The sequence below is a fragment of the Bradyrhizobium sp. CCBAU 25360 genome (assembly GCF_028128695.1).
Classification (GTDB): Bacteria; Pseudomonadota; Alphaproteobacteria; order Rhizobiales; family Xanthobacteraceae; genus Bradyrhizobium; species Bradyrhizobium ottawaense.
The window spans coordinates 73,221-98,889 of sequence record NZ_LBJA01000001.1 but is presented as its reverse complement, the minus strand read 5'-3'; the positions used below and the strand labels follow the sequence as shown (position 1 = coordinate 98,889).

The 25,669-nt window shown below is 66.2% G+C and carries 20 protein-coding genes; 14 read left to right on the top strand and 6 right to left on the bottom strand.

Translation table 11 applies throughout. The features are described 5' to 3' along the window. The first annotated feature begins 79 nt into the window (after nucleotides 1-79). From XH81_RS00390 to XH81_RS00360, 7 genes are all read left to right on the top strand, one after another. Nucleotides 80-1,213, top strand: a complete 1,134-nt coding sequence (locus XH81_RS00390; protein WP_271595630.1) for an MlaE family ABC transporter permease — start codon at nucleotides 80-82, stop codon at nucleotides 1,211-1,213. 2 nt (nucleotides 1,214-1,215) lie between these two features. Beyond that, complete coding sequence (locus XH81_RS00385) at nucleotides 1,216-1,986, top strand: ABC transporter ATP-binding protein (protein WP_271595629.1); 771 nt, start codon at nucleotides 1,216-1,218, stop codon at nucleotides 1,984-1,986. Between the two features lie 42 nt (nucleotides 1,987-2,028). Beyond that, nucleotides 2,029-2,901 (top strand): MlaD family protein, encoded by an 873-nt coding sequence (locus XH81_RS00380; RefSeq protein ID WP_271595628.1) that lies wholly within the window; start codon nucleotides 2,029-2,031, stop codon nucleotides 2,899-2,901. 359 nt (nucleotides 2,902-3,260) lie between these two features. Continuing rightward, on the top strand, nucleotides 3,261-3,437 hold the full coding sequence (locus tag XH81_RS00375) for a DUF3311 domain-containing protein (protein ID WP_028143295.1): 177 nt from the start codon (nucleotides 3,261-3,263) through the stop codon (nucleotides 3,435-3,437). Further along, nucleotides 3,427-4,917, top strand: a complete 1,491-nt coding sequence (gene mctP, locus XH81_RS00370; protein ID WP_038949069.1) for a monocarboxylate uptake permease MctP — start codon at nucleotides 3,427-3,429, stop codon at nucleotides 4,915-4,917. The genes XH81_RS00375 and mctP overlap by 11 nt, the downstream gene beginning before the upstream one ends. A gap of 150 nt (nucleotides 4,918-5,067) precedes the next feature. After that, nucleotides 5,068-8,613, top strand: a complete 3,546-nt coding sequence (locus XH81_RS00365; protein WP_271595627.1) for a hybrid sensor histidine kinase/response regulator — start codon at nucleotides 5,068-5,070, stop codon at nucleotides 8,611-8,613. Next, the gene (locus XH81_RS00360; RefSeq protein WP_038949071.1) at nucleotides 8,610-9,263 is read left to right on the top strand and encodes a response regulator; all 654 of its coding nucleotides are present in this window, start codon (nucleotides 8,610-8,612) and stop codon (nucleotides 9,261-9,263) included. The genes XH81_RS00365 and XH81_RS00360 overlap by 4 nt, the downstream gene beginning before the upstream one ends. Before the next feature lie 72 nt (nucleotides 9,264-9,335). Here XH81_RS00360 and XH81_RS00355 read toward each other — a convergent pair whose 3' ends face one another. Then, nucleotides 9,336-15,176 (bottom strand): negative regulator of septation ring formation, encoded by a 5,841-nt coding sequence (locus XH81_RS00355; protein WP_038949073.1) that lies wholly within the window; start codon nucleotides 15,174-15,176, stop codon nucleotides 9,336-9,338. A 397-nt stretch (nucleotides 15,177-15,573) separates the two neighbouring features. On the opposite strand from XH81_RS00355, the gene XH81_RS00350 reads away from it, so the two are divergent. Next, nucleotides 15,574-15,948: an Hpt domain-containing protein gene (locus XH81_RS00350; RefSeq protein ID WP_271595626.1), complete on the top strand. Its 375-nt coding sequence runs from the start codon at nucleotides 15,574-15,576 to the stop codon at nucleotides 15,946-15,948. Between the two features lie 164 nt (nucleotides 15,949-16,112). Continuing rightward, a complete protein-coding gene (locus tag XH81_RS00345; RefSeq protein WP_018317347.1) occupies nucleotides 16,113-16,433 on the top strand; it encodes a 2Fe-2S iron-sulfur cluster-binding protein in 321 nt (106 codons plus the stop codon). 27 nt (nucleotides 16,434-16,460) lie between these two features. Here XH81_RS00345 and XH81_RS00340 read toward each other — a convergent pair whose 3' ends face one another. Continuing rightward, a complete protein-coding gene (locus XH81_RS00340) occupies nucleotides 16,461-16,931 on the bottom strand; it encodes an acyl-CoA thioesterase (RefSeq protein ID WP_028143289.1) in 471 nt (156 codons plus the stop codon). Between the two features lie 182 nt (nucleotides 16,932-17,113). Here XH81_RS00340 and XH81_RS00335 point away from each other — a divergent pair, with 182 nt between their 5' ends. From XH81_RS00335 to XH81_RS00325, 3 genes are all read left to right on the top strand, one after another. Next, on the top strand, nucleotides 17,114-18,142 hold the full coding sequence (locus XH81_RS00335; RefSeq protein ID WP_028143288.1) for an NAD(P)/FAD-dependent oxidoreductase: 1,029 nt from the start codon (nucleotides 17,114-17,116) through the stop codon (nucleotides 18,140-18,142). A 106-nt stretch (nucleotides 18,143-18,248) separates the two neighbouring features. Further along, entirely contained in the window at nucleotides 18,249-18,842 is a 594-nt protein-coding gene (locus tag XH81_RS00330) for a DUF2147 domain-containing protein (RefSeq protein ID WP_028143287.1), read from the top strand. A 339-nt stretch (nucleotides 18,843-19,181) separates the two neighbouring features. Further along, on the top strand, nucleotides 19,182-19,538 hold the full coding sequence (locus XH81_RS00325; RefSeq protein ID WP_028143286.1) for a hypothetical protein: 357 nt from the start codon (nucleotides 19,182-19,184) through the stop codon (nucleotides 19,536-19,538). A gap of 51 nt (nucleotides 19,539-19,589) precedes the next feature. On the opposite strand, the gene XH81_RS00320 is transcribed toward XH81_RS00325, so the two are convergent. The 3 genes from XH81_RS00320 to XH81_RS00310 form a co-directional block, all read right to left on the bottom strand. Continuing rightward, entirely contained in the window at nucleotides 19,590-19,859 is a 270-nt protein-coding gene (locus XH81_RS00320; protein ID WP_028143285.1) for a hypothetical protein, read from the bottom strand. 195 nt (nucleotides 19,860-20,054) lie between these two features. Then, entirely contained in the window at nucleotides 20,055-21,419 is a 1,365-nt protein-coding gene (locus XH81_RS00315) for a sensor histidine kinase (protein ID WP_028143284.1), read from the bottom strand. Then, nucleotides 21,416-22,096, bottom strand: coding sequence for a response regulator transcription factor (locus XH81_RS00310; RefSeq protein ID WP_028143283.1), 681 nt, complete (start codon nucleotides 22,094-22,096; stop codon nucleotides 21,416-21,418). The genes XH81_RS00315 and XH81_RS00310 overlap by 4 nt, the downstream gene beginning before the upstream one ends. A gap of 350 nt (nucleotides 22,097-22,446) precedes the next feature. Between XH81_RS00310 and XH81_RS00305 the strand changes: the two genes are divergently transcribed. Together XH81_RS00305 and XH81_RS00300 are read left to right on the top strand one after the other, a co-directional pair. Then, nucleotides 22,447-23,334 (top strand): MipA/OmpV family protein, encoded by an 888-nt coding sequence (locus XH81_RS00305; RefSeq protein ID WP_028143282.1) that lies wholly within the window; start codon nucleotides 22,447-22,449, stop codon nucleotides 23,332-23,334. 6 nt (nucleotides 23,335-23,340) lie between these two features. Next, on the top strand, nucleotides 23,341-24,081 hold the full coding sequence (locus XH81_RS00300; RefSeq protein ID WP_028143281.1) for a hypothetical protein: 741 nt from the start codon (nucleotides 23,341-23,343) through the stop codon (nucleotides 24,079-24,081). A gap of 15 nt (nucleotides 24,082-24,096) precedes the next feature. Here XH81_RS00300 and garD read toward each other — a convergent pair whose 3' ends face one another. Further along, the gene (garD, locus tag XH81_RS00295) at nucleotides 24,097-25,638 is read right to left on the bottom strand and encodes a galactarate dehydratase (protein ID WP_271595625.1); all 1,542 of its coding nucleotides are present in this window, start codon (nucleotides 25,636-25,638) and stop codon (nucleotides 24,097-24,099) included. Nucleotides 25,639-25,669: the final 31 nt, after the last annotated feature.

Here is a 25,669-nt window from a genome sequence, read left to right as displayed (position 1 = left end):
CACTTGGGGATACCTTCTCTGGGTAAGGGCGCGTGCGCAACTATCTGATTTTCTCCGCCCCGGCACGGGAGCGGACATCTTGAATAGCGATCCGAAGCTGGAACGGATTGCCAAGGGCAACGCGCTGGCACTCTGCGCCACCGGGACGTGGACGGCCAGCTTCGCGCCGGTCCTGGAGCGGATGGTGGCCGACGCCGAGAAGCTCGCCGGCGGCCAGCAAAGCATCTTCATCGACGTCTCCGAACTCGCCAAGCTCGACACGTTCGGCGCCTGGCTGATTGAGCGGCTGCGCCGCAGCCTGACCCAGGGCGCCGTCGAGGCGCAGATCGCGGGTCTCTCGGCCAATTATTCCAGCCTCGTGGACGAGGTGCGGCGGGTCAGGGCGACGGCCGTGGTCGACGGCGGCACCGTGACCATCACCGGCATGCTGGAGCAGATCGGCCGGGCCGTGGCCGGCGTGGGCGGCACGGTCGCGGGTCTCGTCGACATGCTCGGCGCCGTGCTCGCGGCAGGATTTCGCGTCCTGATCCATCCGCGCTCGTTTCGCCTGACCTCGACCGTGCATCACATGGAGCAGGTCTGCTGGCGCGCGGTGCCGATCATCGTGCTGATCACCTTCCTGATCGGCTGCATCATCGCCCAACAGGGCATCTTTCATTTCCGCCGCTTCGGCGCCGACATCTTCGTGGTCGACATGCTGGGCGTGCTGGTGCTGCGCGAGATCGGCGTGCTGCTGGTCGCGATCATGGTCGCGGGCCGCTCGGGCAGCGCCTACACCGCCGAACTCGGCTCGATGAAGATGCGCGAGGAGATCGACGCGTTGCGCACCATGGGCTTCGACCCGATCGAGGTGCTGGTGCTGCCGCGCATGATGGCGCTGGTGCTGGCGTTGCCGATCCTGGCCTTCCTCGGCGCGATGGCCGCGCTCTATGGCGGCGGGCTCGTCGCCTGGCTCTATGGCGGGGTCGAGCCCGAGGCCTTCCTGCTCCGCTTGCGCGACGCCATCTCGATCGACCATTTCATCGTCGGCATCGTCAAGGCGCCGGTCATGGCGGCCGTGATCGGCATCGTCGCCTGTGTCGAGGGCCTCGCCGTGCAGGGCAGCGCGGAATCGCTGGGCCAGCACACCACGGCCTCGGTGGTGAAGGGCATCTTCTTCGTCATCGTCATGGATGGCGTGTTCGCCATCTTCTTCGCCTCGATCGGGATGTGACGATGGCTCCCGAGATCCAAAATCCGATCATCCGCGTGCGCGACATCACCGTGCAGTTCGGCTCCACGCGCGTGCTCGACGGCCTCAACCTCGACGTCAGGCGCGGCGAGATCTTGGGCTTCGTCGGCCCTTCCGGTGCGGGCAAGTCGGTGCTGACGCGCACCATCATCGGTCTCGTGCCGAAGGTCGCGGGCTCCATCGAGGTGTTCGGCGTCGACCTGGATTCCTCCAACACGTCGCAGCGCCGCAACGTGGAGCGGCGCTGGGGCGTCTTGTTTCAGCAGGGGGCGCTGTTCTCCTCGCTGACCGTGCGGCAGAACATCCAGTTTCCGATGCGCGAATATCTTCGGGTCTCGCAGCGGCTGATGGACGAGATCACCATGGCCAAGCTCACCATGGTCGGCCTCAAGCCCGAGGTTGCCGAGCGCTTCCCGTCCGAGCTCTCCGGCGGCATGATCAAGCGCGTCGCGCTGGCGCGCGCGCTGTCGCTCGATCCGGACCTCGTCTTCCTGGACGAGCCGACCTCGGGCCTCGATCCGATTGGCGCTGGCGACTTCGACGAGCTGGTCAGGACGCTCCAGCGCACTTTGGGGCTCACCGTTTTCATGGTAACCCACGACCTCGACAGCCTTTACACAGCGTGTGACCGCATCGCCGTTTTAGGGAACGGTAAGATCATAGCGGCAGGGTCGATCGCCGACATGCAGGCCTCGCAGCATCCCTGGCTGAGGCAATATTTCCATGGCAAGCGCGCCCGCGCGGTCATGGGTTGAGTGGCGGGGTTGAGTAGCTGTGATGAGTAGCCGGAGCACCTGATGGAAACGCGGGCAAACTACGTCTTGATCGGGTCGTTTACGCTGGCGGTGATCGCCGCGGCGATCGGCTTCGTGCTCTGGTTCCAGTCGCTGCACACCACCAAGCAGCGCAGCCCCCTGCGCGTCGTGTTCGAGGGCCCGGCGGCGGGCCTGCGCAACGGGGGTAGCGTCAACTTCAACGGTATCCGGGTGGGCGAGGTGGTCTCGGTGAAGCTCGACAACCCGCGGCGGGTTATCGCACTCGCCATGATCGAGAACAACGCCCCGATCCGCAAGGACACCCTGGTCGGCCTCGAATTCCAGGGCCTCACCGGCGTCGCCGCCATCTCGCTGAAGGGCGGAGACGAGGCCGCGGCGCCGCCGCCGCTCGACCAGGACGGCATCCCGACGCTGACGGCCGACCCCAACAAGCTCCAGGACGTCACCGAGGCGATCCGCGGCACGCTGCAGAACATCAACAAGATCGTCGCCGACAATCAGGAATCGGTGAAGAACTCGCTGAAGAATCTGGAGACCTTCACCAACTCGCTCGCGCGCAATTCCGAGAAGATCGACGGCGTCATGGCCAAGGTCGACGGCGTCATGCTCAAGGCCGACAACCTCATGCTCGGCCTCAACACGCTCGCCGGCGGCAAGGACGGCGGCGAGCTGTTCCAGGCGGTGAAGTCGATCCGCGAGCTGGCCGACGATTTCGACAAGCGCTCCGGCGCGTTGATGAGCGACGGCCGCCGCACCCTCGGCGACATCAGCCGCGCCGTGAACAATTTCGACCGCAACCCCACCCGCGTGCTGTTCGGCGCCAGCAACAGCAGCGCCCCACCGCCTCCGCCGCCCGAGCCGCCGAGGCCGGCCGCGCCGGAGCGCAGGCGGTAGCAGCGCGTCGTCCACGGACCTCTCCACTCGTCATTGCGAGCCAACGGGTCCGCGTAGCGCGGACCGATGACAGGCTCCGCGAAGCAATCCGGACTGTCTCTGCGGGGACGATCTGGATTGCTTCGTCGCTTCGCTCCTCGCAACGACGATTGGCGTGTCCGCCCCGTTATCGATTCCGTCATCCCTCAATCAGGGTGACGGGTTAGACCTCTCTTCGCAATGACAGGGCCGATACGAAAGTATGGGGGTCTGGCCGAGCCAAGGTAGGGGGAGGGGCTGGCCGTCATTGTCCGCTATATCGCGCTCAAGTCGCGCTCACGAAAAAGCGCGTCGACTTCACACACAGGGGAGGAGAGCGCGTGGTACGCCTGTTGCTGTTGTTGCCGTTCATCGGCCTGATGATCGTGCCGTTCTACAATATCGGGGAGCCGCATCTGTTCGGCTTTCCCTTCTTCTACTGGTATCAGCTCGCCTGGGTGCCGCTGACCTCGCTCCTCACCTACATCGTTTACAGGAGCGCGCGCCGTGCTGACTAATGTCGATAGCGCGGCATTCGCCGTATTCCTCGCACTGTTCGTCCTCGTCACCGGCATGGGCTTCGTCGCCTCGCGCTGGCGCAAGCCGGAGACGCTCGCCCATCTCGACGAGTGGGGCCTCGGCGGCCGCAAGTTCGGGACCTGGATCACCTGGTTCCTGGTCGGCGGCGACTTCTACACCGCCTACACCGTGATCGCCGTTCCCGCGCTGGTCTACGCGGTCGGCGCCTACGGCTTCTTCGCGCTTCCCTACACCATCATCGTCTATCCCTTCGTGTTCGCGGTGATGCCGGTGCTGTGGAAGGTCGCCAAGGAGCGCGGCTACGTCACAGCCGGCGACGTGGTGCGCGGCGCCTACGGATCGCGCGGGCTCGAGCTTGCCGTTGCAGCCACCGGCGTGCTGGCGACGATGCCCTACATCGCGCTCCAGCTCATCGGCATGGAGGTGGCGATCAAGGCGCTGGGCCTGCACGGCGAAGTGCCGCTCGTTCTCGCCTTCCTGGTGCTGGCGCTCTACACCTATTCGTCGGGCCTGCGCGCGCCGGCGCTGATCGCCTTCGTCAAGGATATCATGATCTACATCGTGGTGATCGCCGCGATCGCGATCGTGCCGTCCAAGCTCGGCGGCTACGGTGCGATCTTCACCGCGGCGGATGCGGCCTTCGCCAAGAAGGGTTCGGGTGGCATCCTGCTGTCGCCGGCGCAGATCGTGCCCTATGCCTCGCTGGCGCTGGGCTCGGCGCTCGCCGCCTTCATGTACCCGCACACGCTGACCGGCATCTTCGCGTCGTCCGGCGGCAACACGATCCGCAAGAATGCGATGTTGTTGCCGGCCTACACGCTGCTGCTCGGCCTGCTCGCGCTGCTGGGCTACATGGGCCATGCTGCGGGCCTCAAGCTCGCCAGCAACAACGACGTCGTGCCCGAGCTGTTCAAGATGCTGTTCCCGAGCTGGTTCGCGGGCTTTGCCTTCGCCGCGATTGCGATCGGCGCACTGGTGCCGGCCGCGGTCATGAGCATCGGCGCGGCCAATCTGTTCACCCGCAACTTCTGGAAGGTGTGGGTCGATCCGAAGGTGACGCCGGCAGGTGAGGCGAAGGTCGCCAAGATCACCTCCATGCTGGTGAAGGTCGGCGCGCTGCTCGCCATCCTCCTGATGCCGACGCAGTTCGCGCTCGACCTGCAGCTGCTCGGAGGCCTCTGGATCCTGCAGACGCTGCCGGCGCTGGTGTTCGGTCTCTATCTGAACTGGTTCTCGAGCACGGCGCTGCTGGCCGGCTGGGCCGTCGGCCTTGCAGGCGGATCCTGGCTCGCCTGGTCGGACGGCTTGAAGCCGCTGCACAGCATTGACCTCGGTGCTGGCCCGGTTGCGATCTACACAGGTCTGCTGGCGCTCGCGCTCAACATCGTGGTGGCCGTCGCGGTCAATTTGGTGCTCAAGCGCACGCCGCAGGAGCGGCTCTCCCGCGAGGCGGCCTGAGGTGACCTGCGAGCGGCGGCCGGCGATCCTCCGGCCGCCGCTCTCGTTCGGAATGAACAGTCTTTCATGCGATTGAAAACGTTTTAGTATCTGCCCTTGCTCCGACCCCGCTCGTCGCGGGCGGATCTGACGGTCTCGGGTGAGGATGTCTTGCAGGCGTGGTTCGTTCTTGCGGTCGCTGCCGGCTATGTGACCACGCTGTTCCTGGTGGCCTGGTGGGGCGACCGGCGGAGCGCCGGTGGGCCACTGGTCTTGCCAAACTCCAGGACGGCCGCGATCAGCTATTGTCTGACGCTTGCGGTCTATAACACCTCGTGGAGCTTTTACGGATCGGTCGGGCGTGCCGCCACCAGCGGGCTGGACTTCGCCACGATCTATATCGGCCCGACGCTGGTGCTGCTGTTCGGCCAGAGGCTCCTGTCCAAGGTGATCGCGATCGCCAAGGCGCAGAACGTCACCTCGATCTCGGACTTCATCGCCGCGCGCTACGGCAAGAGCCAGGTGCTGGCGGCCTTCGTGACGCTCGCATCGGTGCTTGGCGTGCTTCCCTATATCGCGCTCCAGCTCAAAGCCGTCGGCAAGAGCTTCGACTATCTGATCCTCCAGCCTGAGCGCGCAGGCGGCGAGGCCCTGCGGTTCTGGCAGGATTCGGCGTTCGGCGTGGCGGCGTCGATGGCGTTGTTTGCGATCGTGTTCGGCGTCCGGCACGTCCATGCCAGCGAGCATCATCGCGGCCTGATGCTCGCGATCGCCTTCGAGAGCGTCGTCAAGCTGCTCGCCTTCCTGATCGTCGCGCTGTTCGTGCTGTTCGGACTATCGGGCGGGCCGGCCGCACTGCTGTCGCAATTTCAATCCGAGCCGCAACTGGCGGGGATTCTGAGCTTCGATCCGACGCAGCCGGTGTGGCCAGCGACGATCATCATCTCAGGCATCGCCTTTCTGTGCCTGCCGCAGGCGTTCCATGTCGCCGTCGTCGAGAACGAGAGCCCGAGCCACACGCGCACCGCAGCGTGGCTTTATCCGGCCTATCTCGCGCTGTTCAGCCTGCTGATCCTGCCGATCGCTGCGACCGGGCTGACCCGGTTCGGCGCAATGATGGACCCCGACACCTACGTCATCTCGCTGCCGATCGCTGCGGATGCGAGCACCGTCAGCCTGATCGCCTTCCTCGGCGGGCTGTCGGCCGCAACCGGCATGGTGATCATGACATCCGTCGCGCTCAGCACCATGCTCTGCAACGACGTCATCATGCCGCTGCTGCTGCGCTCGCGCGTCTTCGGCCTGCGCGCGCGGAGCCGGCCGATGACCTCGGTCCTGGTCGCGGTGCGCCGGTTCTCGATCCTCGGCATCCTGCTGCTCGCCTATCTGATGCATCGTCTGGTCAACCAGTCCTATCCGCTCACCGTGATCGGTCTGCTGTCGTTCGTCGCGGTCGCGCAATTCGGCCCGGCATTCGTCGGAGGGCTGTTCTGGCCGCGGGCCAACAAGGCCGGCGCCTCGCTCGGGATCGCGGCGGGTTTCTGCATCTGGGCCTATACGCTGCTGCTGCCCTCGGCCGCGCCGCTCTGGCCTGGGATCGCGGAGATCGTTCGCAACGGCCCCTGGCAACTCGGCTGGCTCAAGCCGAACGCGCTGTTCGGTCTCGAAGGTATCGATCCGATCTCGCACGCCACGCTCTGGAGTCTCGGTGCCAATCTCGTCTGCTTCCTGGTGTTTTCGGCGTTCGGACGGCAATCGACCGTCGAGCGCAACCAGGCTGCCGCGTTCGCCGACGGTGTCGTTCGCGAAACGATCCCGAAGCTGTCCTCGCGCGTGCTGGTCCGTCTCGACGATCTCCGGGCGCTGGCGCTGCGTTTTGTCGGCGCCGAGCGCGGTGCGGCGTCCTTTGACGGCTATCTTGCCGCTCGTGTCTCCGGCACCGGGCCGCGCCTCGATCCGTCGGGGCTCGTCGATCTCGACTCGATCCGGTTCACCGAAAACCTGCTCGCCGGCGCGATCGGTGCGGCATCCGCGCGGGTGGTGATCGCGGCGTCGCTCGAAGGGCACTCGCTGTCGCGGCGGGAGGCGATGGCGATGCTCGACGAAGCCTCGGAGGCACTGCGTTTCAACCGCAGCCTCTTGCAGAGCACGCTCGAGAGCGTGCCGCAGGGCATTTGCGCGTTCGACGCCGATTTCAACATCACGGCCTGGAACGGCCGTTTCATCGCGCTCTTGGACCTGCCGCCGGATTTCGTGCGCGTGGGGCTTCCGCTGGCGGAGCTGATCGCCTTCAACGTCGAGCGGGGGGAGTATGCCGCCTCCGAATTCGCAGCGCTCCTGGTCAACCGTGACGTCGCCACGCAGATCTGGCCCTATCTCTACGAGCGCAAGCGGCCGGACGGCACGGTGCTCGAAATCGTCTATGACCGCACCGCCGAGGGCGGCTATGTCTCGACCTATACCGACGTGACCGAGCGCCACCGGGCCGCCGAAGCCCTGCGACGCGCCAATGAGGGGCTCGAGCTGCGCGTCCGCGAGCGGACCGAGGCGCTCGAACAGGCCAAGGCAGAAGCCGAGCAGGCCAATCTCGGCAAGACCCGTTTCCTGGCCGCGGCCAGCCACGATCTGCTGCAGCCGCTGAACGCGGCCCGTCTGTTCCTGTCAGCTCTCGACGAGAGCCTGAGTGTTTCGTCGCGCACGGCTGACGCCGACAAGGAGCGCGCCCTGGCGAGCAGCGCGGTCACGGCGCTGCGCTCCACCGAGCATGTGCTCGACAGGCTGCTCGACATTTCCTCCTACGATGCCGGTGCCGTTCGCGCCGAGGTCTTCGACTTCCCGATTGCCGATCTCTTCGTGCAGTTGAACGTCGAGTTCTCGGCGATGGCACGTGAACGCGGGCTCGTCCTTCGCGTCGTCGATTGCGGCCTCGCCGTGCGCAGCGATCCGCATCTGTTGCGCCGGATCTTGCAGAACCTGCTGTCCAATGCGCTTCGCTACACGCCGAGGGGGCGCATCCTGCTCGGCTGCCGGAGGCGGGGCAGCGCGCTGCGCATCGAGATCTGGGACACCGGTGTCGGGATCGCGGCGGAGGACCAGAAGCGCATCTTCGAGGAGTTCCAGCGCCTCGCGCCCGGATCGGAGAAGGGATTGGGCCTCGGGCTCGCCATCGTCGATCGCGTGTCGCGGCTGCTGGGCCATGCGGTCGATGTCCGTTCGCGTCCGGGACATGGCTCGTGCTTTGCCGTCACGGTGCCGCTTGCGCGCGGACCGGGCCAGCCGCTTCAGCGCGGTCCGGCAATTGCCGCGCCGGTGGCGGCGGAGCGGCCTCTGACGATCCTGTGCCTGGACAATGACGCGACCATCCTCGACGGCCTCACGGCGCTGCTGGGTGATTGGGGACATCGCGTGCTGGTCGCACCAGACGCCGCCGGGGCGATGGAAGCGGCGGCGGCCGACGTGCCGGACGTCGTGCTGCTCGATTACCATCTCGATGGCGGCCGCAACGGCTTGGACTTTCTCGACGAACTCAGGCAGAAGGCGGGCCGCGAGGTTCGCGCCCTGGTCGTCACCGGTGATCGCAGCGAAGCGGTCCGCAAGGAAGCGAGGGCGCGCGGCTGCGAGATCCTGTCAAAGCCGGTCAAGCCGGCGGCGCTGCGGCGCTTCCTCGGCAGCGAAGCCTTGAGTCGGCAGCTCGGGACGAAACAGAGGACTTCCTGACGATGCGCATCCTGATCGGCGATGATCATCCGCTGGTGCAGGCCGCCTTGCGCAGCGCGCTGTCGGCCGTGCTGCCCGATCTCGACGTCATTGCCTGCCAGTCACTGGACGAGGCGATCGGCGTGCTGACGGCCCAGTCGGGCGAGATCGACCTGATCCTCTGGGACCTGACCATGCCGGGCATCCAGGGATTTGCCGCGCTGTTCATCCTGTCGGCGCAATTCCCGACTGTGCCGGTGGCGATCATCTCGGCTCGGCAGGACGCCACCACGATCCGCCGCGCCATCGCCTATGGCGCCTCAGGCTACATCCCGAAATCGCTCGGCCTGCCCGAGATGGCCGAGGCGATCACCAGGATTCTCGCCGGCGAGATCTGGATGCCGCCCAATGTCGGCGGCCGCGGCTCGATCCAGAGCGCCGATGTCGAACTCGCCGCGCGCATGGCCTCGCTGTCGGCGCAGCAGCTGCGCATTCTCGCGATGATCGTGGAGGGCAAGCTCAACAAGCAGATCGCGGGCGAGCTCGACATCGCCGAGCAGACCGTGAAGGGCCACGTCTCGACGATCCTGCGCAAGCTCGGCGTCGGCTCGCGCACCCAGGCCGCCGTCCTCGCCGAGCGGCTGTCGTTCGGCCAGCCCAACGCGACCTGAACTCTTCCCGCAAAACAAAACAGAGGCCGCGAGGCCTCCGTTTTTCGTCGTGCGATTGGCGAGTCTTGTCGCTTACCCCAGCCGTCCCGCCGCATGCGCCAGCAGCGTGTACACCAGCCCCGTCTCCGAGGTCAGGTGGCTGCGCAGTTCCTGCGGGCCGCGGCCGTCGCGGGCGACTTCGTCGAGCAGGCGCTCGAACTCGGCGACGTAGCGGTCCACCGTGCCCTTGAAGTTGCGGTCGGCGCGGTACTTGCGGGCGACCTCGTCGAAGGCCTTCTGGCCGGCGGGCGTGTAGAGGCGCTTGGTGAAGGCCTTGTTCTCGCCGCGCTGGTAGCGGTCCCACATTTCGGCGGCGAGGTTGCGGTCCATCAGCCGGCCGATGTCGAGCGACAGCGATTCCAGCGGATTGCCACTTGCCTGCGGCGCCTGCGGCTGCGGCGCGGGTGCGGCGCGGCCACGCGGAGCCTCACGGCCGGTCGGGGCGCCCTGATTGGCGTCCGTGCGGTTGAGGAGGTCCGACAGCCAGCCGTCACGGCCCTGGTCGTTACCGGCGGGCGCGACCGGCGGTGCATCGGTGCGGCGCGCGGCCGGCATGCCGAGGTCCGGCGGCGGCAGCGTGGAAGCGCTGCCGGTGTCGCGCATGCGGGTCTCGGCGCTACGTCCGCCCGCAGCTGCCATGATCGGCTCCTCCTGGCGCTGGACCGCGACGGACGCACGGCCCGTCGTGGTGACGTCGAGGCCGCGGCCATGCTGGGCCACGATGCGGTTGAGCTCGGCGAGGGCCTCGATCTGGTCGACGATCACCTTGCGCATCTGCGCAGTGCTCTCGGCGGCCTCCTGCGGCATCTCGAGCACGCCGCGGCGCAGCTCGTTGCGGGTGGCTTCGAGCTCGTTGTGCATCTCGAAGGCCATCTGCTTCATGCTGGAGACGAGGTTGGTGAACTTCTCGGTCGACTGCTTGAACATCGTGTCCGCCTCGTCCGTGGTCTGGCGGTAGATGTCGTGCATGGCCTCGATGGTCTGCCGGTGCTCTTCCTCGGATGCGACGCGCACCGCCTCGAACTGGCGGGTGATCGCCGCGGAGCCTGCGCCGGCGGTCTCGGCGACGACGCGGGCGATGTCGCGGGCGCGCTCTTCGGCGGCCGCCAGCGATTCATCGAGCAGGCCGGTGAAGCGCGACAGGCGCTGGTCGAGATCGGCCGTGCGCAGGTCGATCGTGGTGACGAGCGATTCCAGCGCCTGCTTGCGCTCGGCGAGCGAGGCGGTGGTGTTCTTGTTGCTCTGCTCGACGACCTGCGCGGCGTCGACCAGGGCCTTGCCGTGCGCGTCGAACTGGGTCGACAGCTCGCCGAGATCCTGCAGCGCCTTCGTGGTCTTGCTGTTGAAGACGTTGAGCTGCTCTTCCAGGTTCTGCGTCGCCGCGCCGTTGCGCGAGGTGACGTCGTTCATCGCCGAGACGAAGTCGGCGACGCGCGTCACCAGCGCCCGCTCGAGCGAGTTGAGGTTGTCGTGCGCACCGGTCAGCACCTCCTGAAGCAGGATGTTGCCTTCGCGCAGACGCTCGAACAGCGCCACGGTGTCGGTACGCAGGATCTTGCTGGTCTCCTGCATCTCCGTGACGGCCGCGATCGAGACCTGGCGCGACTGGTCGATCGCCGCGCGCGAGGCCTGCTCGAGGTCCTTGAGCGACTTGCCGACCGCGCCGGTGGCGATCTCGCTCGCCGCGTTGATGGTGCGCGCGACTTCCGAGCCGTTGCCCATCATGGTCTGCGAGAACGCCTGGCCGCGCGTCTCGATCGACTTGAGCGCGTCCGAGGTGACGCGGTCGATGTCGAGCGTGAGCTGGCTGGTCTTGGAGCCGATCGCGTCGACCAGGGCGCCGCGCTTGGCGTCGATCATGTTCGACAGGCGGTCGGCCTGCTGCTGCACGTAGGTGACGATCTCGTCGGTCTTGCCGGTCATGGCCTGGCCGAAGCTGGAGCTGGCGGCGAGCACCGAACGCTCGACGTCGGACGAGCTCGACTTGACCCGCGAGCTCGCCTCGTTGGAGGCCGAGATCAGCGCGTTCTGGGCGTTGAGCGCGCTGGTCTGGATGTCGTTGGTCGCGTTCGCGGTGGCCGCGCTCAGCGTCCGTTCGATCTCGGTCGAGATCGTGCGGATCTGGCTCGCGGCGTCTGCCGAGGTCGAGGTCAGCGAGGTCTGGGCCTCACGCGCGCTGTTGAGGATGGTCGAGGCGGTGTCGGCACCGACCGCGGTCAGCGTGCGCTCGATGTCTGTGGTCAGCGACTTGATCTGGCTGGCCGCATCGGTCGAGGCGGAGATCAGCGAGCCCTGAGCCTCGCGCACGCCGCTGGTGAGCGCCTCGATGGTGGCGCCGCCGGCGGTTGCCAGTGCGCGCTGCATCTCGGCCGCGAGCGAACGGACCTGGCTGGTCTGCTCGGCCGAGACTGAGAGCAGGGTGGTCTGAGCGTCGCGGGCGCTGGTGGTGATCGTCTCGGCGGTGGACTGGCCGACCTGCGATAGCGAACGATGCACTTCGGCCGCGAGCGACTTGACCTGGCTGGCCGCCTCGGAAGACGCCGTGACCAGCATGTTCTGCGCCTCTCGCGCGCCGGCGGTGATGGTCTCGGCGGTCGAGGTGCCGGCCATCGAGAGCGAGCGCTGCACATCGGCGGTGAGCGACTTGACCTGGGCCGCCGCATCCGAGGACCCGGCAACCAGCGTGTTCTGCGCCTCGCGCGCGCCGCTGGTGAGGATCTCGGCGGTCGAGGTGCCGGCCATCGTGAGCGAACGCTGCACGTCGGAGGAGAGCGCCTTGATCTGATTGGCGGTCTCGCTCGAGGCCGCGATCAACGCGCTCTGCGCATCGCGAGCGCCGGCGGTGATCGATTCCGCCGTGGTGGTGCCGGCCATCGACAGCGAGCGCTGCACGTCGGCGGTGAGCGTCTTGACGTGGTTGGCCGCGTCCGAGGACGCCGTGACGAGGGTGGTCTGCACCTCGCGGGCGCCGGCCAGGATCGAGGCTGCGGTGGCAGAACCTGCCGCCGACAGCGTACGCTCGACGTCGGCCGCAAGCCCCTTGATCTGGTTGGAGGCCTCGCCCGAGGCTGCGACCAGCGTCGACTGCGCCTCGCGGGCGCTGCTCAGGATCGAGTTCGCCGAACCGGTGCCGACCGCGGTCAGCGCGCGCTCGACCTCGGCAGAGGTCATCTTGAGCTGGGCGTTGACGTCGGAGGAGACCGTCATCAGCGACTGCTGGGCGGTGCGCGCACCGGTCTGGATCGTCTCGCTGGTGTTGACGACGAGGTTGGTGAGCGAGCGCTCGGCGTCCTCGACATGCGAGCGGATCGCGGTCGAGATCATCTCGGCGCGGGACATCATGTCCTCGCTGGCCTGGCGGCCGCTGCTTTCGATGCGGCCGGCGACGGCCTCGACGCGCGAGCCGAGCAGGTCCTCGAACTGCGCCACGCGCACGTCGATGTCGCTGGCGACCGAGCCGACCCGGGTCTCGATGACCTGATGGATCTCCTGGAAGCGCGCCGTCACCGTATCGGTCAGGTGCGTGCTGCGGCCGTCGATGATCTCGGTGACGCCGGTGATGCGGCGGTCGACCGCCTCGATTGCCTGCGCGGTGCCGTCCGTGAGGGTGGAGGTCAGGAGCGTCAGGCGCGTGTCGATCGACTGCACGGCCTGCGAGGCGCCGTTGGTGACCGCGGTGGTCAGGTAGGTGAGGCGGGAGTCGATGGACTCGAGCGCCTGCGTCGCGCCGCCGGTGAGCGTCGAGGTGAGATGGGTCAGCCGCGTATCGATCGACTGGATGGTCTGCGAGGCGCCATCGGTCAGCGAGCTCGTGAGGTGGTTGAGGCGCGCATCGATGGTTTCGATGGCCTGCGTAGCGCCGCCGGTCAGCGACGTCGTGAGGTGGGTGAGGCGGGAGTCGATCGACTGGATCGCCTGCGCGGCGCCATCCGTCAGCGAGGTCGCGAGCGTGTTGATGCGCCCGTCGATGGTCTCGGTCATTGATTGCGCGCGGGTGTCGAACGACTGTTCGAGCGCGGCGACGCGGCCGACGAGCTGCTCGTCGAAGGTCTTGATGTGACCATCGATCGTGCCGTCGAGGCTGGCGATCTTGCTGTTCAGCGAGGCGTCGAGGTGGTTGACGCGTTCGCCGACCGTGGTCTCGAACTGCACCAGGCGCTGGTCGAGCACGGCCGTGATCTCGCCGCCGTTCGCGGTGAAGCGGGTGTCGAAATTCTCGACATAGGTCTTCAGCGACTCGTGGATGTCCTGCGTGCGCTGGCCCATGCGCTCGACGATCTCGCCGCCGAAGGTCTTCACGGTGCGGTCGAACTCGGAGATGTGGCGCGTGATCAGCGCGCCCAGCGTGCCGGAGTCGCGGGCGAACTTCTCGACCAGTTCGGTGCCCTGGTTCCTGACCAGCTCGTCGAACGCGCTCATCTGCAGCGACAGCGAATCGTGCGCGGTCTCGGTCTGGCTGACGACCTTGGCGACGAGGGTGTTGACGGTGGCGTCGAGCGCCTCGCTCGCCTTGTCGCCGCTCGTCAGGATTTGGCCGGCGAGGCGGTTGCCGGCGTCGTCGATCTTGGCGGAGAGGTCGTTGGAGCGCAGCTCGAGCTCGAGCAGCAGCGAGTCCGAGGAATTCTTCAGGCTGTCGTGCACCTGCTCGGTGCGCTCGGAGATGCCGTCGACGATCGCGGCGGAGCGCTGCTCGAACTCGCCGGTGATGCGGTCGATGCGCTCGTTCAGCATCTCGTGGACGCGGTCGGCGAGGTCGACGAATTCGTCGTGGACGTGGCCGGTCTTGAAGTTGAGGCTGGTGGTCAGCCGCTCGCTGGCATCGAGCACGGCGCGCGTGGTCTCGTTGCTGGCTTCCTCGAGACGGTCGAGCAGGTCGCCGCCGCGCTCGCCGAGCGCCAGGATCATGTTGTCGCCGGCATTGCTCAGCGCGCTGGTGATGTGGGCGCCGCGCTCTTCCAGCGCGCCGGTGATGGACTTGGCGACCTCGTCGACGCGCGAGGCGATCGCATCAGAGATCAGCGCGATGTCGTGGCGCAAATCGATCTGCACGCCGGAGATGGCGCTGCGGACCTGCTCGGCCTGGCCGACCAGATTGTCGCGCTGATGCGCGATGTCCTGGAGCAGGGCGCGGATGCGCACTTCGTTGTCGGAATAGGCGCGTTCGAGCGCGGCGACCTCGTTGGCGACCAGCGTCTCGAGCTCGCCGGCGCGCGCGATGGCGCGCTCGATGCCGTCGCCCATCGCCGCGACCTCGCGGCGGATGGCCTGGCCGACGGTGACCATGGAATCGGAGGCCGAACCCTCGGGCTCGGAGAAGCGGATCGCGACCTGCGCCATCGCCTGCGCGATCATGCGCATTTCCTGGCCGCGCCAGACGAGGCTCGCAAGGAAGTAGAACAGCATGATCGGCGCGAAGAACATCGCGATCAGGCCGGCGATGACGAGCACGCCGCCGCTCTGGCCCATGGCGGCCTGGATCGAGGGCAGGAAGCCGAACGTCAGCGCGGCGCAGGCGGCGAGCCAGACGCCGGCGAAGATGGTGGCGAAGGTGTAGACGCTGCGGGCAGGGCGGCCCTTCTGAAGCGCCTGGAGCAGCTGGCCGATGGTTTCGCGGTCGTCATTGGCGGCGCGGCGCGAAGAGCGCGGCTCCTCGACCGGGTCGAACACGGTCGAGCGTTCGTTGGCGGCAGGGCGCGGTTCGAAGCTCGGCTCGTCGAAGATCGGGGGCGGCGGGGCCACCGAAGGCGCGGTTTCGTTGCGCATCGCGGCGTTGCGGCTGGTGTCGGCAGCCGTGTCGCTGATGTTCAGGGCTTCCTGGATCGCAGAAAGCGCAACTTCTGTGGGGTCTTTGACCTTTTTCGGAGTGTTCGCCATGTTCAGTCCGAGCCCTCGTTACTTGTACGCGTCCCCCCGCGAGCCCTGCGCGCTACGCAAGCCCACAGACCGGATCATGCCGCTTGCGCGGATCTCCGAGCCGTCCCCACCCGGACGGCTTGTCCGCCAATTTCCGCAACATCCTATTGGCAGAGCGTCGCGAATGAAATGCCCGCGATTAAGACAATCTTAATCATCGTTAACAGGATCGCGCCGTAACGCCTTAGCAATAAATGCAATTCTCCACTGGACTCGGCCGATTGCGGCAACTTTTCGTCAATAATCCGGCGGAACTGCGTTCAAGACCCCCAACATTTCGTTAACCATTTCCATGCTTGGGTGAGGCGAACTCACCGCCGAACCGGCGGAACCGTCGCGCGATGCCGGGGCCTGCGCCATGACGCCTGAACTGCAACGGATGGACTGGATGCCCTCGCCGCCGCTTGCACCCATCGACAGCCCGCTCGACCTCGACCATCTCTCCCGGATGACGCTCGGCGATGCGGATCTGCAACAGGAAGTGCTCGCCATGTTCGCCGAGCAGGCTGTCCGCCTGATCGCGGCGATGGCGGCGCTGCCGGCCGAGGCCGGCGCATTGGCCCACAAGCTCAAGGGCTCGGCCCGCGGGGTCGGCGCCTTTGCGGTGGCTGATGCCGCAGCAAGCCTGGAGATCGCGGTCCAGACCGGCCATGACCAGCGCCACGCCCTCGCCGCGCTGAAGGAGGCAGTGACCGAGGCCCGCGCCGCCATCGAGGCGATGCTGAAGCCTTGAGGCCACGCGGCCGAGCCGGACTCTAGTCTCTTGTTTTGACGCGTTTTCTTCCCGCAAAGCGGGATTCACTTCGGCTGAAAACCCTATGGCGCCGGGCTGATCGACCCGTTATAGGACAGCCCGGACCCTCCTTCATTCCCAGCACCGCGGCAGCACGAGCACACATGGCCAAGATTCACTTTGTCGACCACAAGGGCGAAACCCGCACGGTGGAAATCGAGAACGGCGCAACCGTGATGGAAGCCGCGATCCGCAACAGCATTCCCGGCGTCGAGGCCGAATGCGGCGGCGCCTGCGCCTGCGCGACCTGCCATGTCTATGTCGACGAAGCCTGGCGTGAGAAGGTCGGCAGCCCGACGCCGATGGAAGAGGACATGCTCGATTTCGGCTTCGATGTGCGCCCGAATTCGCGCCTGTCCTGCCAGATCAAGGTCTCCGACGATCTCGACGGTCTCGTCGTGACGACACCGGAACGCCAGGCCTGATCTTTCAAGCCTGCTCCTTCTTGCGATTTACGAAGCGCTCGGCGGCGCGACTTCGATGCCGCGCTTGTGCCAGGGTCTGAATTTCTCGATCACCTCCGCGGTCAGCGGGGCCGGCCGGCGCGTCGCCTCGTCGAGCAAGACGCCGACCGAAATCGCCGAGGCGATGCATGTTCCCTCCGAGAACACGACCTGCTCGAAGGTCACTGACGTCCGTCCGAGCTTCACTACGCCGAGGCCGAGCTCGATCGTGTTTGGCCAGTGCAGTTCGGCGCGGAAATGCATGTCGAGCCGCACCATGATCCAGGCGAGGCCCGGCGGGGTCAGACCGTACTGGGGAAGCTTCATCAGCGTGACGCGGCCGGTCTCGAAATAGGTGGCGTAGACAGCGTTGTTGACGTGCTGGTTGGGGTCGAGATCGCCAAAGCGGACATTGTCGCTGAGGCGGAAGGGGAAGTCCTCCAGACGCGGCGTCGTGTCGAGGCGGCTTGGTGCGTTCACCGATTGATCTCCGTCATATCCATCCTCGTTACAACCCAGTTATCCTGACCCGGCAAGTGGGCGCGGCTGCGGGGCGCTCCCGCTTTTATGCCTTCCCTGATCCATCCCCGTTGGCTAGACAGGCAGGGTCACCTCTGCCCGCCGGGCGCCGTCCAACCGATAACGACCGATAAAGAGACGACATGAGCGACGTGATCAAAACCGATGTGCTGATTATTGGCGCCGGCCCGTGCGGTCTGTTCGCCGCCTTCGAGCTTGGCCTTCTCGACATGAAGACGCATTTCGTCGACATCCTCGACAAGGTCGGCGGCCAGTGCGCCGAGCTCTATCCGGAAAAGCCGATCTACGACATTCCGGGCATTCCGCAGGTTTCGGGGCAGGGCCTCACCGACGCGTTGATGGAGCAGATCAAGCCGTTCCATCCGACCTTCCATCTCGGCGAGATGGTCGAGACCGTGGAGAAGATCGGCGATCCCGCCTTTCGTTGCATCACCGACGCGGGCAAGGTGTTCGAATGCAAGGTGCTGGTGATCGCGGCCGGCGGCGGCTCGTTCCAGCCCAAGCGTCCGCCGGTGCCGGGCATCGAGGCCTATGAAGGCACTTCAGTCCATTACGCCGTGCGCAAGATGGAGACGTTCCGTGACAAGAACGTGCTGGTCGTCGGCGGCGGCGATTCCGCGCTCGACTGGACGCTCAATCTGCATCCGATCGCGAAGCGCATCACGCTGTTGCACCGGCGTGACGAATTTCGCGCCGCGCCCCACAGCGTCGAGCAGATGCGCGCGCTGGTCGCCGGCGGCAAGATGGATCTCCGGCTCGGCCAGGTCACCGCTCTCTCAGGCACCGAGGGCAAGCTCACGGGCGCCACCATCAAGGGCAACGACAACAGCGTCACGGAAGTCGTCTGCGATACCATGCTGCCGTTCTTCGGGCTGACCATGAAGCTCGGCCCGGTCGCGAACTGGGGCATTGCGCTGGAGAACAATCTGGTGCCGGTCGAGACGTCCGCATTCGAGACCAATGTTCCCGGCATCTTCGCGATCGGCGACATCAACACCTATCCCGGCAAGATCAAGCTGATCCTGTGCGGCTTCCACGAGGGCGCGCTGATGTCGCAAAAAGCCCATCGCTACGTCTATCCGGAGAAGCGGCTCGTGTTCCAGTACACGACCTCGTCCTCCAGCCTGCAAAAGAAGCTCGGTGTCAACTGACGGCGGCGGGGTGGGGAGGGGATGCCCCATGTTTCTGGCGCTGGAACCGTTCGCGAAATCGCCGTAGTCTGCGGCCATTCCGGTCGTGGAATAACAAGGTGACCTAATGCGGATTTTTTCCAGCTCTCGGCTGCTCCCCTTCCTCGCGCTCGCATTGTCGCTCGCGACGGTGACGCCGTCTGCGGCACAAATCGCCGAGCCCACGGCGGCGGGCCTCTGGCAGAAGGTCGAGGACGGCAAGACGGTCGGATGGTTCCTCTTCATCGACCATAACGGCATCTTCGAAGGCGTGATCGCAAAGACCTTCCCGCGGCCCGGCGATGATCCGAACGAGATCTGCGCCAAGTGCACCGACGATCGCAAGAACGCACCGGTGCTCGGCATCTCCTTCGTCCGCAACATGAAGCGCGACGGATTGAAGTACGAAGGCGGCAACGTTCTCAATCCGCGCGACGGCCAGATCTGGAAGGCCAACATGAAGGTCAGTCCTGATGGCCAGACCCTGACCCTGCGCGGCTATCTCGGCATCGCGCTGCTCGGCAAGGACGAGGCCTGGACGCGCCTGCCTGACACCAATATCGCCCAGGTCGATCCCGCCATCGTCGCAAAATATCTGCCCGCGCAGGCTGCGGCCACCAAGCCGCCGGCGCCGACGAAGAAGAGTGGCGGCACGATGATGGCGCCGGCGCCCAAGCAGTAAGGGTGTCCGTCGCGCGCTGGGCCGCCTGATCGGCAGTAGCTCCGCACATCGTCGTCATTCCTCGCGCAGGCGGGACGACGGAGAGTCGGCGGCGGCCATATCCGCCGAAAGACCAATGCGCCGCGGGCCCGCTCCAGTAGTTGCCCGGAATGCATGCTGGCGCCGGATTTGCATAGCTATCCGCAGAGCTGCTGGGGGAATGAGTCGCTGCCCTCCGCGCCTTTCGCGCAAGCTGCGGAAGGCGGGCGGCGTGCGTTGTCCCACGCGGCGATCACGTCGACCCGCGGAGACGATATGCGACCTCTAAGATTGCGGCTTGCAAGATTGCGACTTCCAAGATTGCGACCTGCAAGATTGTATGCGGCGCCCTTGCTGGGCCTGGCCGCGCTCGTGACGACATCGGCGCAGGCGCGCGATGACGGACGCTATGCCAACTCGCCGTTGAAGCCCTGGTTCGAGAGCCTGTACAGCGAATACGGGCAATGCTGCACGGATGCGGACGGCTACGTCATTGCCGACGTCGATTGGGAGTCCGATCACGGCCGCTTCCGCGTCCGCATCGACAACGAGTGGGTCGTGGTGCCCGACGGTGCCGTCATCACCGTGCCGAACAAGATCGGTCGCACCATGGTGTGGAAGCACTATATCGACGGCCATCCGCGGGTACGCTGTTTCATGCCGGGCAGCATGACCTGAAACGCTGACGGCGCCCGCATCAGATGCAGGCGCCGAAGGCGAAGGGGAGGCTTAGCGCGCTTCGCTTCCCGAGCCGGCGCTCGCAAGCTGCTTCACGCGCGGCGACAACACCGAGACCTGTGCGGGCGAGGCGGGCATGCCGGCGACGGTCATCGCCGGCGCGGTCGACTGCTCCTCGACGCCGGCGCCGCCGAGCACCTGCACCTGCATCGCCGAGATCGGCAGCGACTTCAGTTCGTAAGAGGGAAGCTCACTGGCGAAAGCACCGGTCGAGCTCGCAATCGCGGCACTGGCGACGGCAATCATTGTGAGAACACGCATTGGAAAATCTCCGTTGAAGGTGTCAATCGGAGGTTTGGTCGTGGCGATGCCGGGCCAGGTTCGCTTGTGAGAGAACATTCCCGTGGCCGTCGACGAACATATTGATTGCTTGATGCGCAACGACGAAACGAGGAAGAAGTTTTTGGCGCCAATGTTTCCGGACGGTTTCGCCGCATCGATCGAAGCAGCTCGCAGCTAGCTTGTCTGCAACTCCAGCTGCGCAGATATGGTCGGCGCGGCGGCGACGGGAAAGCGCAGGCTCATGCTCGTGCCGCGGCCAGGCGTGGAGGAGGTGATCAGCTCGCCGCCGTGGGCCGCCATGATCTCGCGGACGATCGACAAGCCGAGGCCCGCGCCGTCGCCGGCGGTGTTGCCGGTCTGAAACGGCTCGAGCAGTTTGTGTTCCGCGCCATCGGGCAGGCCCGCGCCGTCGTCGTCGATCGAGACGCCGTCGCGGCGGAGCGTGGCGACGATGCGTCGCGCGCCATGGGCGTGGATGAGCGCGTTTCCGACGAGATTGGCAAGCGCGCTGCGAACCGCGGCATCCACGCCCTGCACCAGGAGCGGACCTTTCTCGGCCTGTTCCAGCGCGAGCTCGATGCCGGCGTCCAGTGCCGAGGGGCCGAAATCGGCCAGCACGTCCAGCGTGATCTGGGCGAGATCGATCGGCCGTTTTTCGATCGCATGATTTTGCAGCCGCGCCAGGTCCAGCATGGCGGAGACCAGCGACGTCAGGCGCCTGATGTCGCGCACCAGCTCGACCTTCAGGGCCGGCTCGGACACGTCCTCGACCTTCGCGCGCAGCAGCGTCAGCGGTGTGCGCAGCTGATGGGCGGCGTTGCCGAGGAAGCGGCGCTGCATCCTGATATAGGCGTCGATCTCGCCGAAGGCGCGGTTCAGCGCCTCGACCAACGGCTTCAATTCGCGAGGGACCTCGGACAGGGAGATCAGACCTTGCGGTGCCGACGGGTCGATCGCGAGCGCGCGAAGCGCCACCCGTTCGATCCCGCGCGAGACGAAACGTGCAGCAAGCGCCGAGCCGATGGCGACGGTCGCCGCAAAGGCCAGCGCTACTAGGATGATCGAAAAAATCCTGTTGACGAGGAAGTTCCCGGCCATTCGTCCGAAGCGGACCTGAGGCTCGCCGACCATCATCGCGAGCTGCAATGAGCCCCTTTGCGCGACGGCGAGGCAGAAGGTGCTCTTCTGGTCGAGTGTGTTGAAGACCGATGAGCCGACAGGCCCGTGATAGGGAAAGGCGAAGGGGAGGGCCGGCCGGCGTTCGCTGCCGTACTCGCTGACCATGTCGCCTGCGGACACGACGTACCAGAGGTTCGGGCTGTCGGCCTTCAACTCCGCGAGTGCGGAAGTCGGGCGTATCGTCAGGTTTCGTCCATCGATCTCGGTAGCGCGATCGAGAACAGCGGCGACGACCCGGCAGGCCCTGAACTCGCGTTCCTCCAGCGGGTACCTCGAGACGAAGATCGCGACCATGATCAGGAAGATCATTGTCGCGGCGATGCCGAGCGACAGCGCAAACGTTCGGGCGATCGACGTCATCGCGGCGGCGCCAGCCGCAGGATGTAGCCGATGCCTCGCATGCTGCGGATCTCGACATCGCCGCCGAGTTCGAGCAATTTCTTCCTTAGCCGCGAGACCTGAGCTTCCAGCGTGTTGGATTCGATCTCGTCGTCGAAGCCATAGATCTCCTCGATCAGGGCGGCGCGGGTGATGACGCGGTCGCGCCGCATCAGGAGAGCTCCGAGGATCAGCGCCTCGCGCCGCCGCAGTAGGATCTTGGTGTCGGCAACCACCGCCTCGTTGCTGCCGAGATGCAGCTCCACATTGCCGAGCGACAGCACCGAAGGGGCGAGCAGCCGGGGTCGCCGCAGCACCGCGCGCACCCGCGCGATCAGCTCCTGCGGCTCGAACGGCTTGCCGAGATAATCGTCGGCGCCGCTGTTGAGGCCGTCGACGACATCCTCCTTGGCGTCCTTGGAGGTCAACATGATGATGGCGGGGCGTTCCGGCGATCGGCTCAGCGCCGTGACCACCTGGAGCGCATCGCCGTCGGGCAGCATGCGGTCGACGATCGCGAGATCATATTTGAAATTGTCCAGCGCCTGGCGGGCATCGGCAATCGAGCCGACGAGATCGACGATCCCGTGCAATTGCCCGAGCAGGCGGCTGACATAGGCGCCGATCTGCGGTTCGTCTTCGATTACGAGGGAACGCACGCGGGTCGTCCTTGACTCTGCTGGGCAACAAAACCCCGAGCGTGACGCTCCCTGGCCGAAGTCTGGCGTTTCGGCTCCTGCGCAGGGTTCCCATAAAGGCAGCGAGCTTGGCGAATAAAAGGCAGCGGTGACGGCGCTGGCCGGCACCGGCGGTCAAAGTTTGGCGGCGTGAGCGCCGCGCGGCAATGTTCGGGCAATGTTGGTTCGGCGGCCGTCGCCAGGTGCGCGCCGGGAGCATGGTGGGGCGGCGGTTTTCGGCTTGCAATCTTGGGGCAATTTTGCCGGACCACATACTGGAGCTCCAACCACACGAGTCGACCAGGCCAGGAAGGCCGGTCCGGGGCCCTGTAATGAAGCATTTTGACGACGCCGCTCTTCGCCTCACGGTGAATGTGCGGCTCACGACCACCTTGCTCACCGCACTCGGCGCGATCATGGCGATCCCTCAATCCGCATCGGCGCAGACCGCGTTCACGCTGCCGGCGCCGCCCTTCGAGCTGCCGATGCTGCCTTCGCCTTCCGGCAACTGGACGGTCATGGTCGGCATCGGCGGCGAGTACATGCCTGACTTCGTCGGATCGAAGAACGGCAGGTTCATGCCGATCCCGATCTTCTCCATTCGCCGCGCCGGATCGATCGACCAGTTTCGCGGGCCGCGCGACAGCGCCAGCATCGCGCTGCTCGACGTCGGCAATTTTCGCGCAGGGCCTGCGTTCAAATACGTCGCCTCGCGCAAGGCCGACAAATATGCCGAGCTGACCGGCCTTGGCGACGTCAAGGCCGCCTACGAGCTTGGCGGCTTCGTCGAATATTATCCGGTCGACTGGCTCCGCCTGCGCAGCGAACTGCGCCGGGGCGTGGGCGGCCATACCGGCACCGTCGCCGACATCTCTGCCGACGTCATCGTGCCGCTGATTCAGAGGTTGACGATCTCGGCCGGCCCGCGCTTCACCTGGAAAAGCACCAAGGCGACCGCTCCCTATTTCGGCGTCGACGCCGCGCAGGCGCTGGCGTCGGGATTGCCGTCATACAACGCCAGGGGCGGCGCGCACTCGGTCGGCTTCGGCAGCCAGGTCTCCTATCGCATCAATCCGCAGTGGGAGGTCCATGCCTATGTCGAGTACGAGAAGCTGCTGGGCGATGCCGCGGACAGTCCGCTGGTGAAGCTGCGGGGATCGTCGAACCAGACCACCGTCGGTCTCGGCGCGTCGTATTCGTTCGATTTCAGGATCCGATAGGTCACCATGCGTCGCACTGCTTTTCTATGGATTGGCCTCGCAGCCGCTTGCGTCGCCCTCGGCGCCGCGGCGGCGTTCGAGACGCGGGCGAGCCGGCTCCAGGCGATCAAGACGGTGGGCATCGTCTCCGCCATCGGCGAAGAGATGAGCCTTTCACAGGCAGGCCTTACCAAGCTCGGCTCCACCGGGCAAAGCGCCTCGATCAGTGCATGGGGGCTGGATGAGCTGATCGTCCAGCAGGTCACCCGGCTGCTAGGCGGACGCTATCGCGTTCAGGCCGTCAACTACACCCGCGCCGCCTTCGCTGCTGTCAGAGCTTCGGCGGTCACGCCCGTCAATCTGCTGCGGAGCGATCCGTTCAAGGAGCTGGTTCGCACCGACGTCACGCCCCAGGGACTGGATGCGTACATCGTCATTACCCGCGCGAAATCGAAACTCGGAAACGGTCGTAACGTCGAGGGGGTCGGGATCGCCGAATACCGGACGCTGCTTGCGGACTACGGCCTGATCCACGCGCTGTACGAGGTCCGCGTCATCGACGGCAAGACGTTCGACGTGATCGAGAAGAGGGCGGCCGCGCCGCTCGACAACACCGGGACCATAGGGATCGCCGGCCCGAGCGGGCCGGTGGACGGGACGTTTGACGGTCCGGCTTCGAGCGAACGGCTGCGCGCGGCGATTGCGGATCTCATCACGCGCAGCCTGCCCGTCACGCTGGACGACATGCATCTGATCGGTGGTCAGTGAAGCCGGCTGGCGGCCTCAGGTCACCGGCGCGGGATTGAACAGCGTCAGATCGTTGTGGATGCCCCAGCGGTCCGACCATGGCTTGGTGCGGCCGGAGGCGACATCGAGGATCAGGCGGAACAGGTCCCAACCGGTCTCCTCGATGGTCTTCTCGCCGGTGGCGATGCGGCCTGCGTCGAAGTCGATCAGGTCTTTCCAGCGCCGCGCCAGCTCGCTGCGGGTCGCGACCTTGATGACGGGCGCGGCCGCAAGGCCGTAGGGAGTGCCGCGGCCGGTGGTGAACACCTGCAACGTCATGCCGGAGGCGAGCTGAAGCGTGCCGCAGATGAAGTCGGAGGCGGGGGTCGCCGCGAACAGCATGCCCTTCTGCGTCGCCTTCTCGCCGGGGGAGAGCACGCCGGTGATTGCGCTCGAGCCGGACTTGACGATCGAGCCCAGTGACTTCTCGACGATGTTGGCGAGGCCGCCTTTCTTGTTGCCAGGCGTGGTGTTGGCGCTGCGATCGGCGCCGCCGCGGGCAAGATAGGAATCGTACCAGGCCATCTCGCGCACCAGCGCGCGGCCGACGTCCTCGTTGATGGCGCGGCGCGTGAGCAGCTGGATGGCGTCGCGCACTTCCGTGACTTCAGAGAACATCATGGTGGCGCCGGCGCGCACCAGGAGGTCGGCGGCAAAGCCGACGGCGGGATTGGCGGTGACGCCGGAGAAGGCGTCGCTGCCGCCGCATTGGAGGCCGATGACGAGATCGGAGGCCGGGCAGGTCTCTCGGGTGCGCTTGTTGAGAATTTTCAGCCGCGCCTCCGCCTGCGTCATGATCGCATCGACGATGGCGCCGAAGCCGTCGAAGGCTTCGTCCTGCATGCGCACGATGGCATGGCTGACGCCTTCCGGCACCAGCCGCTCCGGTGCGAGCTTCTCGCAGCCGAGGCCGACGACGAGGATCTCGCCGCCGAAATTCGGGTTGAGCGCGATGTTCTGCAGGGTGCGGATCGGAATCACCGCGTCGGGCGCAGTGATGGCGACGCCGCAGCCATAGGCATGGGTCAGCGGCACGACGTCGTCGACATTCGGGTACTTCGGCAGCAGCTCGGCGCGGATGCGCTTGACTGCATATTCCATCGTGCCCTTGACGCATTGCACGGAAGAGGAGATGCCGAGGATGTTCTTGGTGCCGACCGAGCCGTCCGGATTGCGATAGCCCTCGAACGTAAAGCCTTCGAGCGGCGGCAGCGGCGCGGGGACTGCGGTGGAGATCTCGAGCTTGTCGAGGTCGGGGGCATCCGGCATGCGAATGCGTGCCTCGTCGACCCATTCGCCGGCCAGGATCGGCGACAGCGCGTAGCCGATGATCTCGCCGTAGCGGACGATCGGCTGATCTTGCGCGATGTCGACCAGCGCCGTCTTGTGCCCCTGCGGCACGAAGGCGCGCAGTGTCAGGCCGCTGGCAAAGCGGGAGCCGGCGGGAAGCCCGAAATCATTGACCACGATCGCGACATTGTCGCGCTCGTTGAGCTTGATGTAGCGGGGCTGCTCTTTCGCTGCGACGTCCTGGTCCATCTGCGCTTGCCTCCGAAGCCGTAGGGTGGGC

Bases quoted from the DNA above. Each gene is read 5' to 3' on its own strand.
- XH81_RS00380 (WP_271595628.1), top strand. From the start codon at position 2,029: ATGGAAACGCGGGCAAACTACGTCTTGATCGGGTCGTTTACGCTGGCG.
- XH81_RS00350 (WP_271595626.1), top strand. From the start codon at position 15,574: ATGACGCCTGAACTGCAACGGATGGACTGGATGCCCTCGCCGCCGCTT.
- XH81_RS00335 (WP_028143288.1), top strand. From the start codon at position 17,114: ATGAGCGACGTGATCAAAACCGATGTGCTGATTATTGGCGCCGGCCCG.
- XH81_RS00355 (WP_038949073.1), bottom strand. From the start codon at position 15,176: ATGGCGAACACTCCGAAAAAGGTCAAAGACCCCACAGAAGTTGCGCTT.
- XH81_RS00345 (WP_018317347.1), top strand. From the start codon at position 16,113: ATGGCCAAGATTCACTTTGTCGACCACAAGGGCGAAACCCGCACGGTG.
- XH81_RS00330 (WP_028143287.1), top strand. From the start codon at position 18,249: ATGCGGATTTTTTCCAGCTCTCGGCTGCTCCCCTTCCTCGCGCTCGCA.
- XH81_RS00385 (WP_271595629.1), top strand. From the start codon at position 1,216: ATGGCTCCCGAGATCCAAAATCCGATCATCCGCGTGCGCGACATCACC.
- XH81_RS00315 (WP_028143284.1), bottom strand. From the start codon at position 21,419: ATGACGTCGATCGCCCGAACGTTTGCGCTGTCGCTCGGCATCGCCGCG.
- XH81_RS00320 (WP_028143285.1), bottom strand. From the start codon at position 19,859: ATGCGTGTTCTCACAATGATTGCCGTCGCCAGTGCCGCGATTGCGAGC.
- XH81_RS00305 (WP_028143282.1), top strand. From the start codon at position 22,447: ATGAAGCATTTTGACGACGCCGCTCTTCGCCTCACGGTGAATGTGCGG.
- XH81_RS00300 (WP_028143281.1), top strand. From the start codon at position 23,341: ATGCGTCGCACTGCTTTTCTATGGATTGGCCTCGCAGCCGCTTGCGTC.
- garD (WP_271595625.1), bottom strand. From the start codon at position 25,638: ATGGACCAGGACGTCGCAGCGAAAGAGCAGCCCCGCTACATCAAGCTC.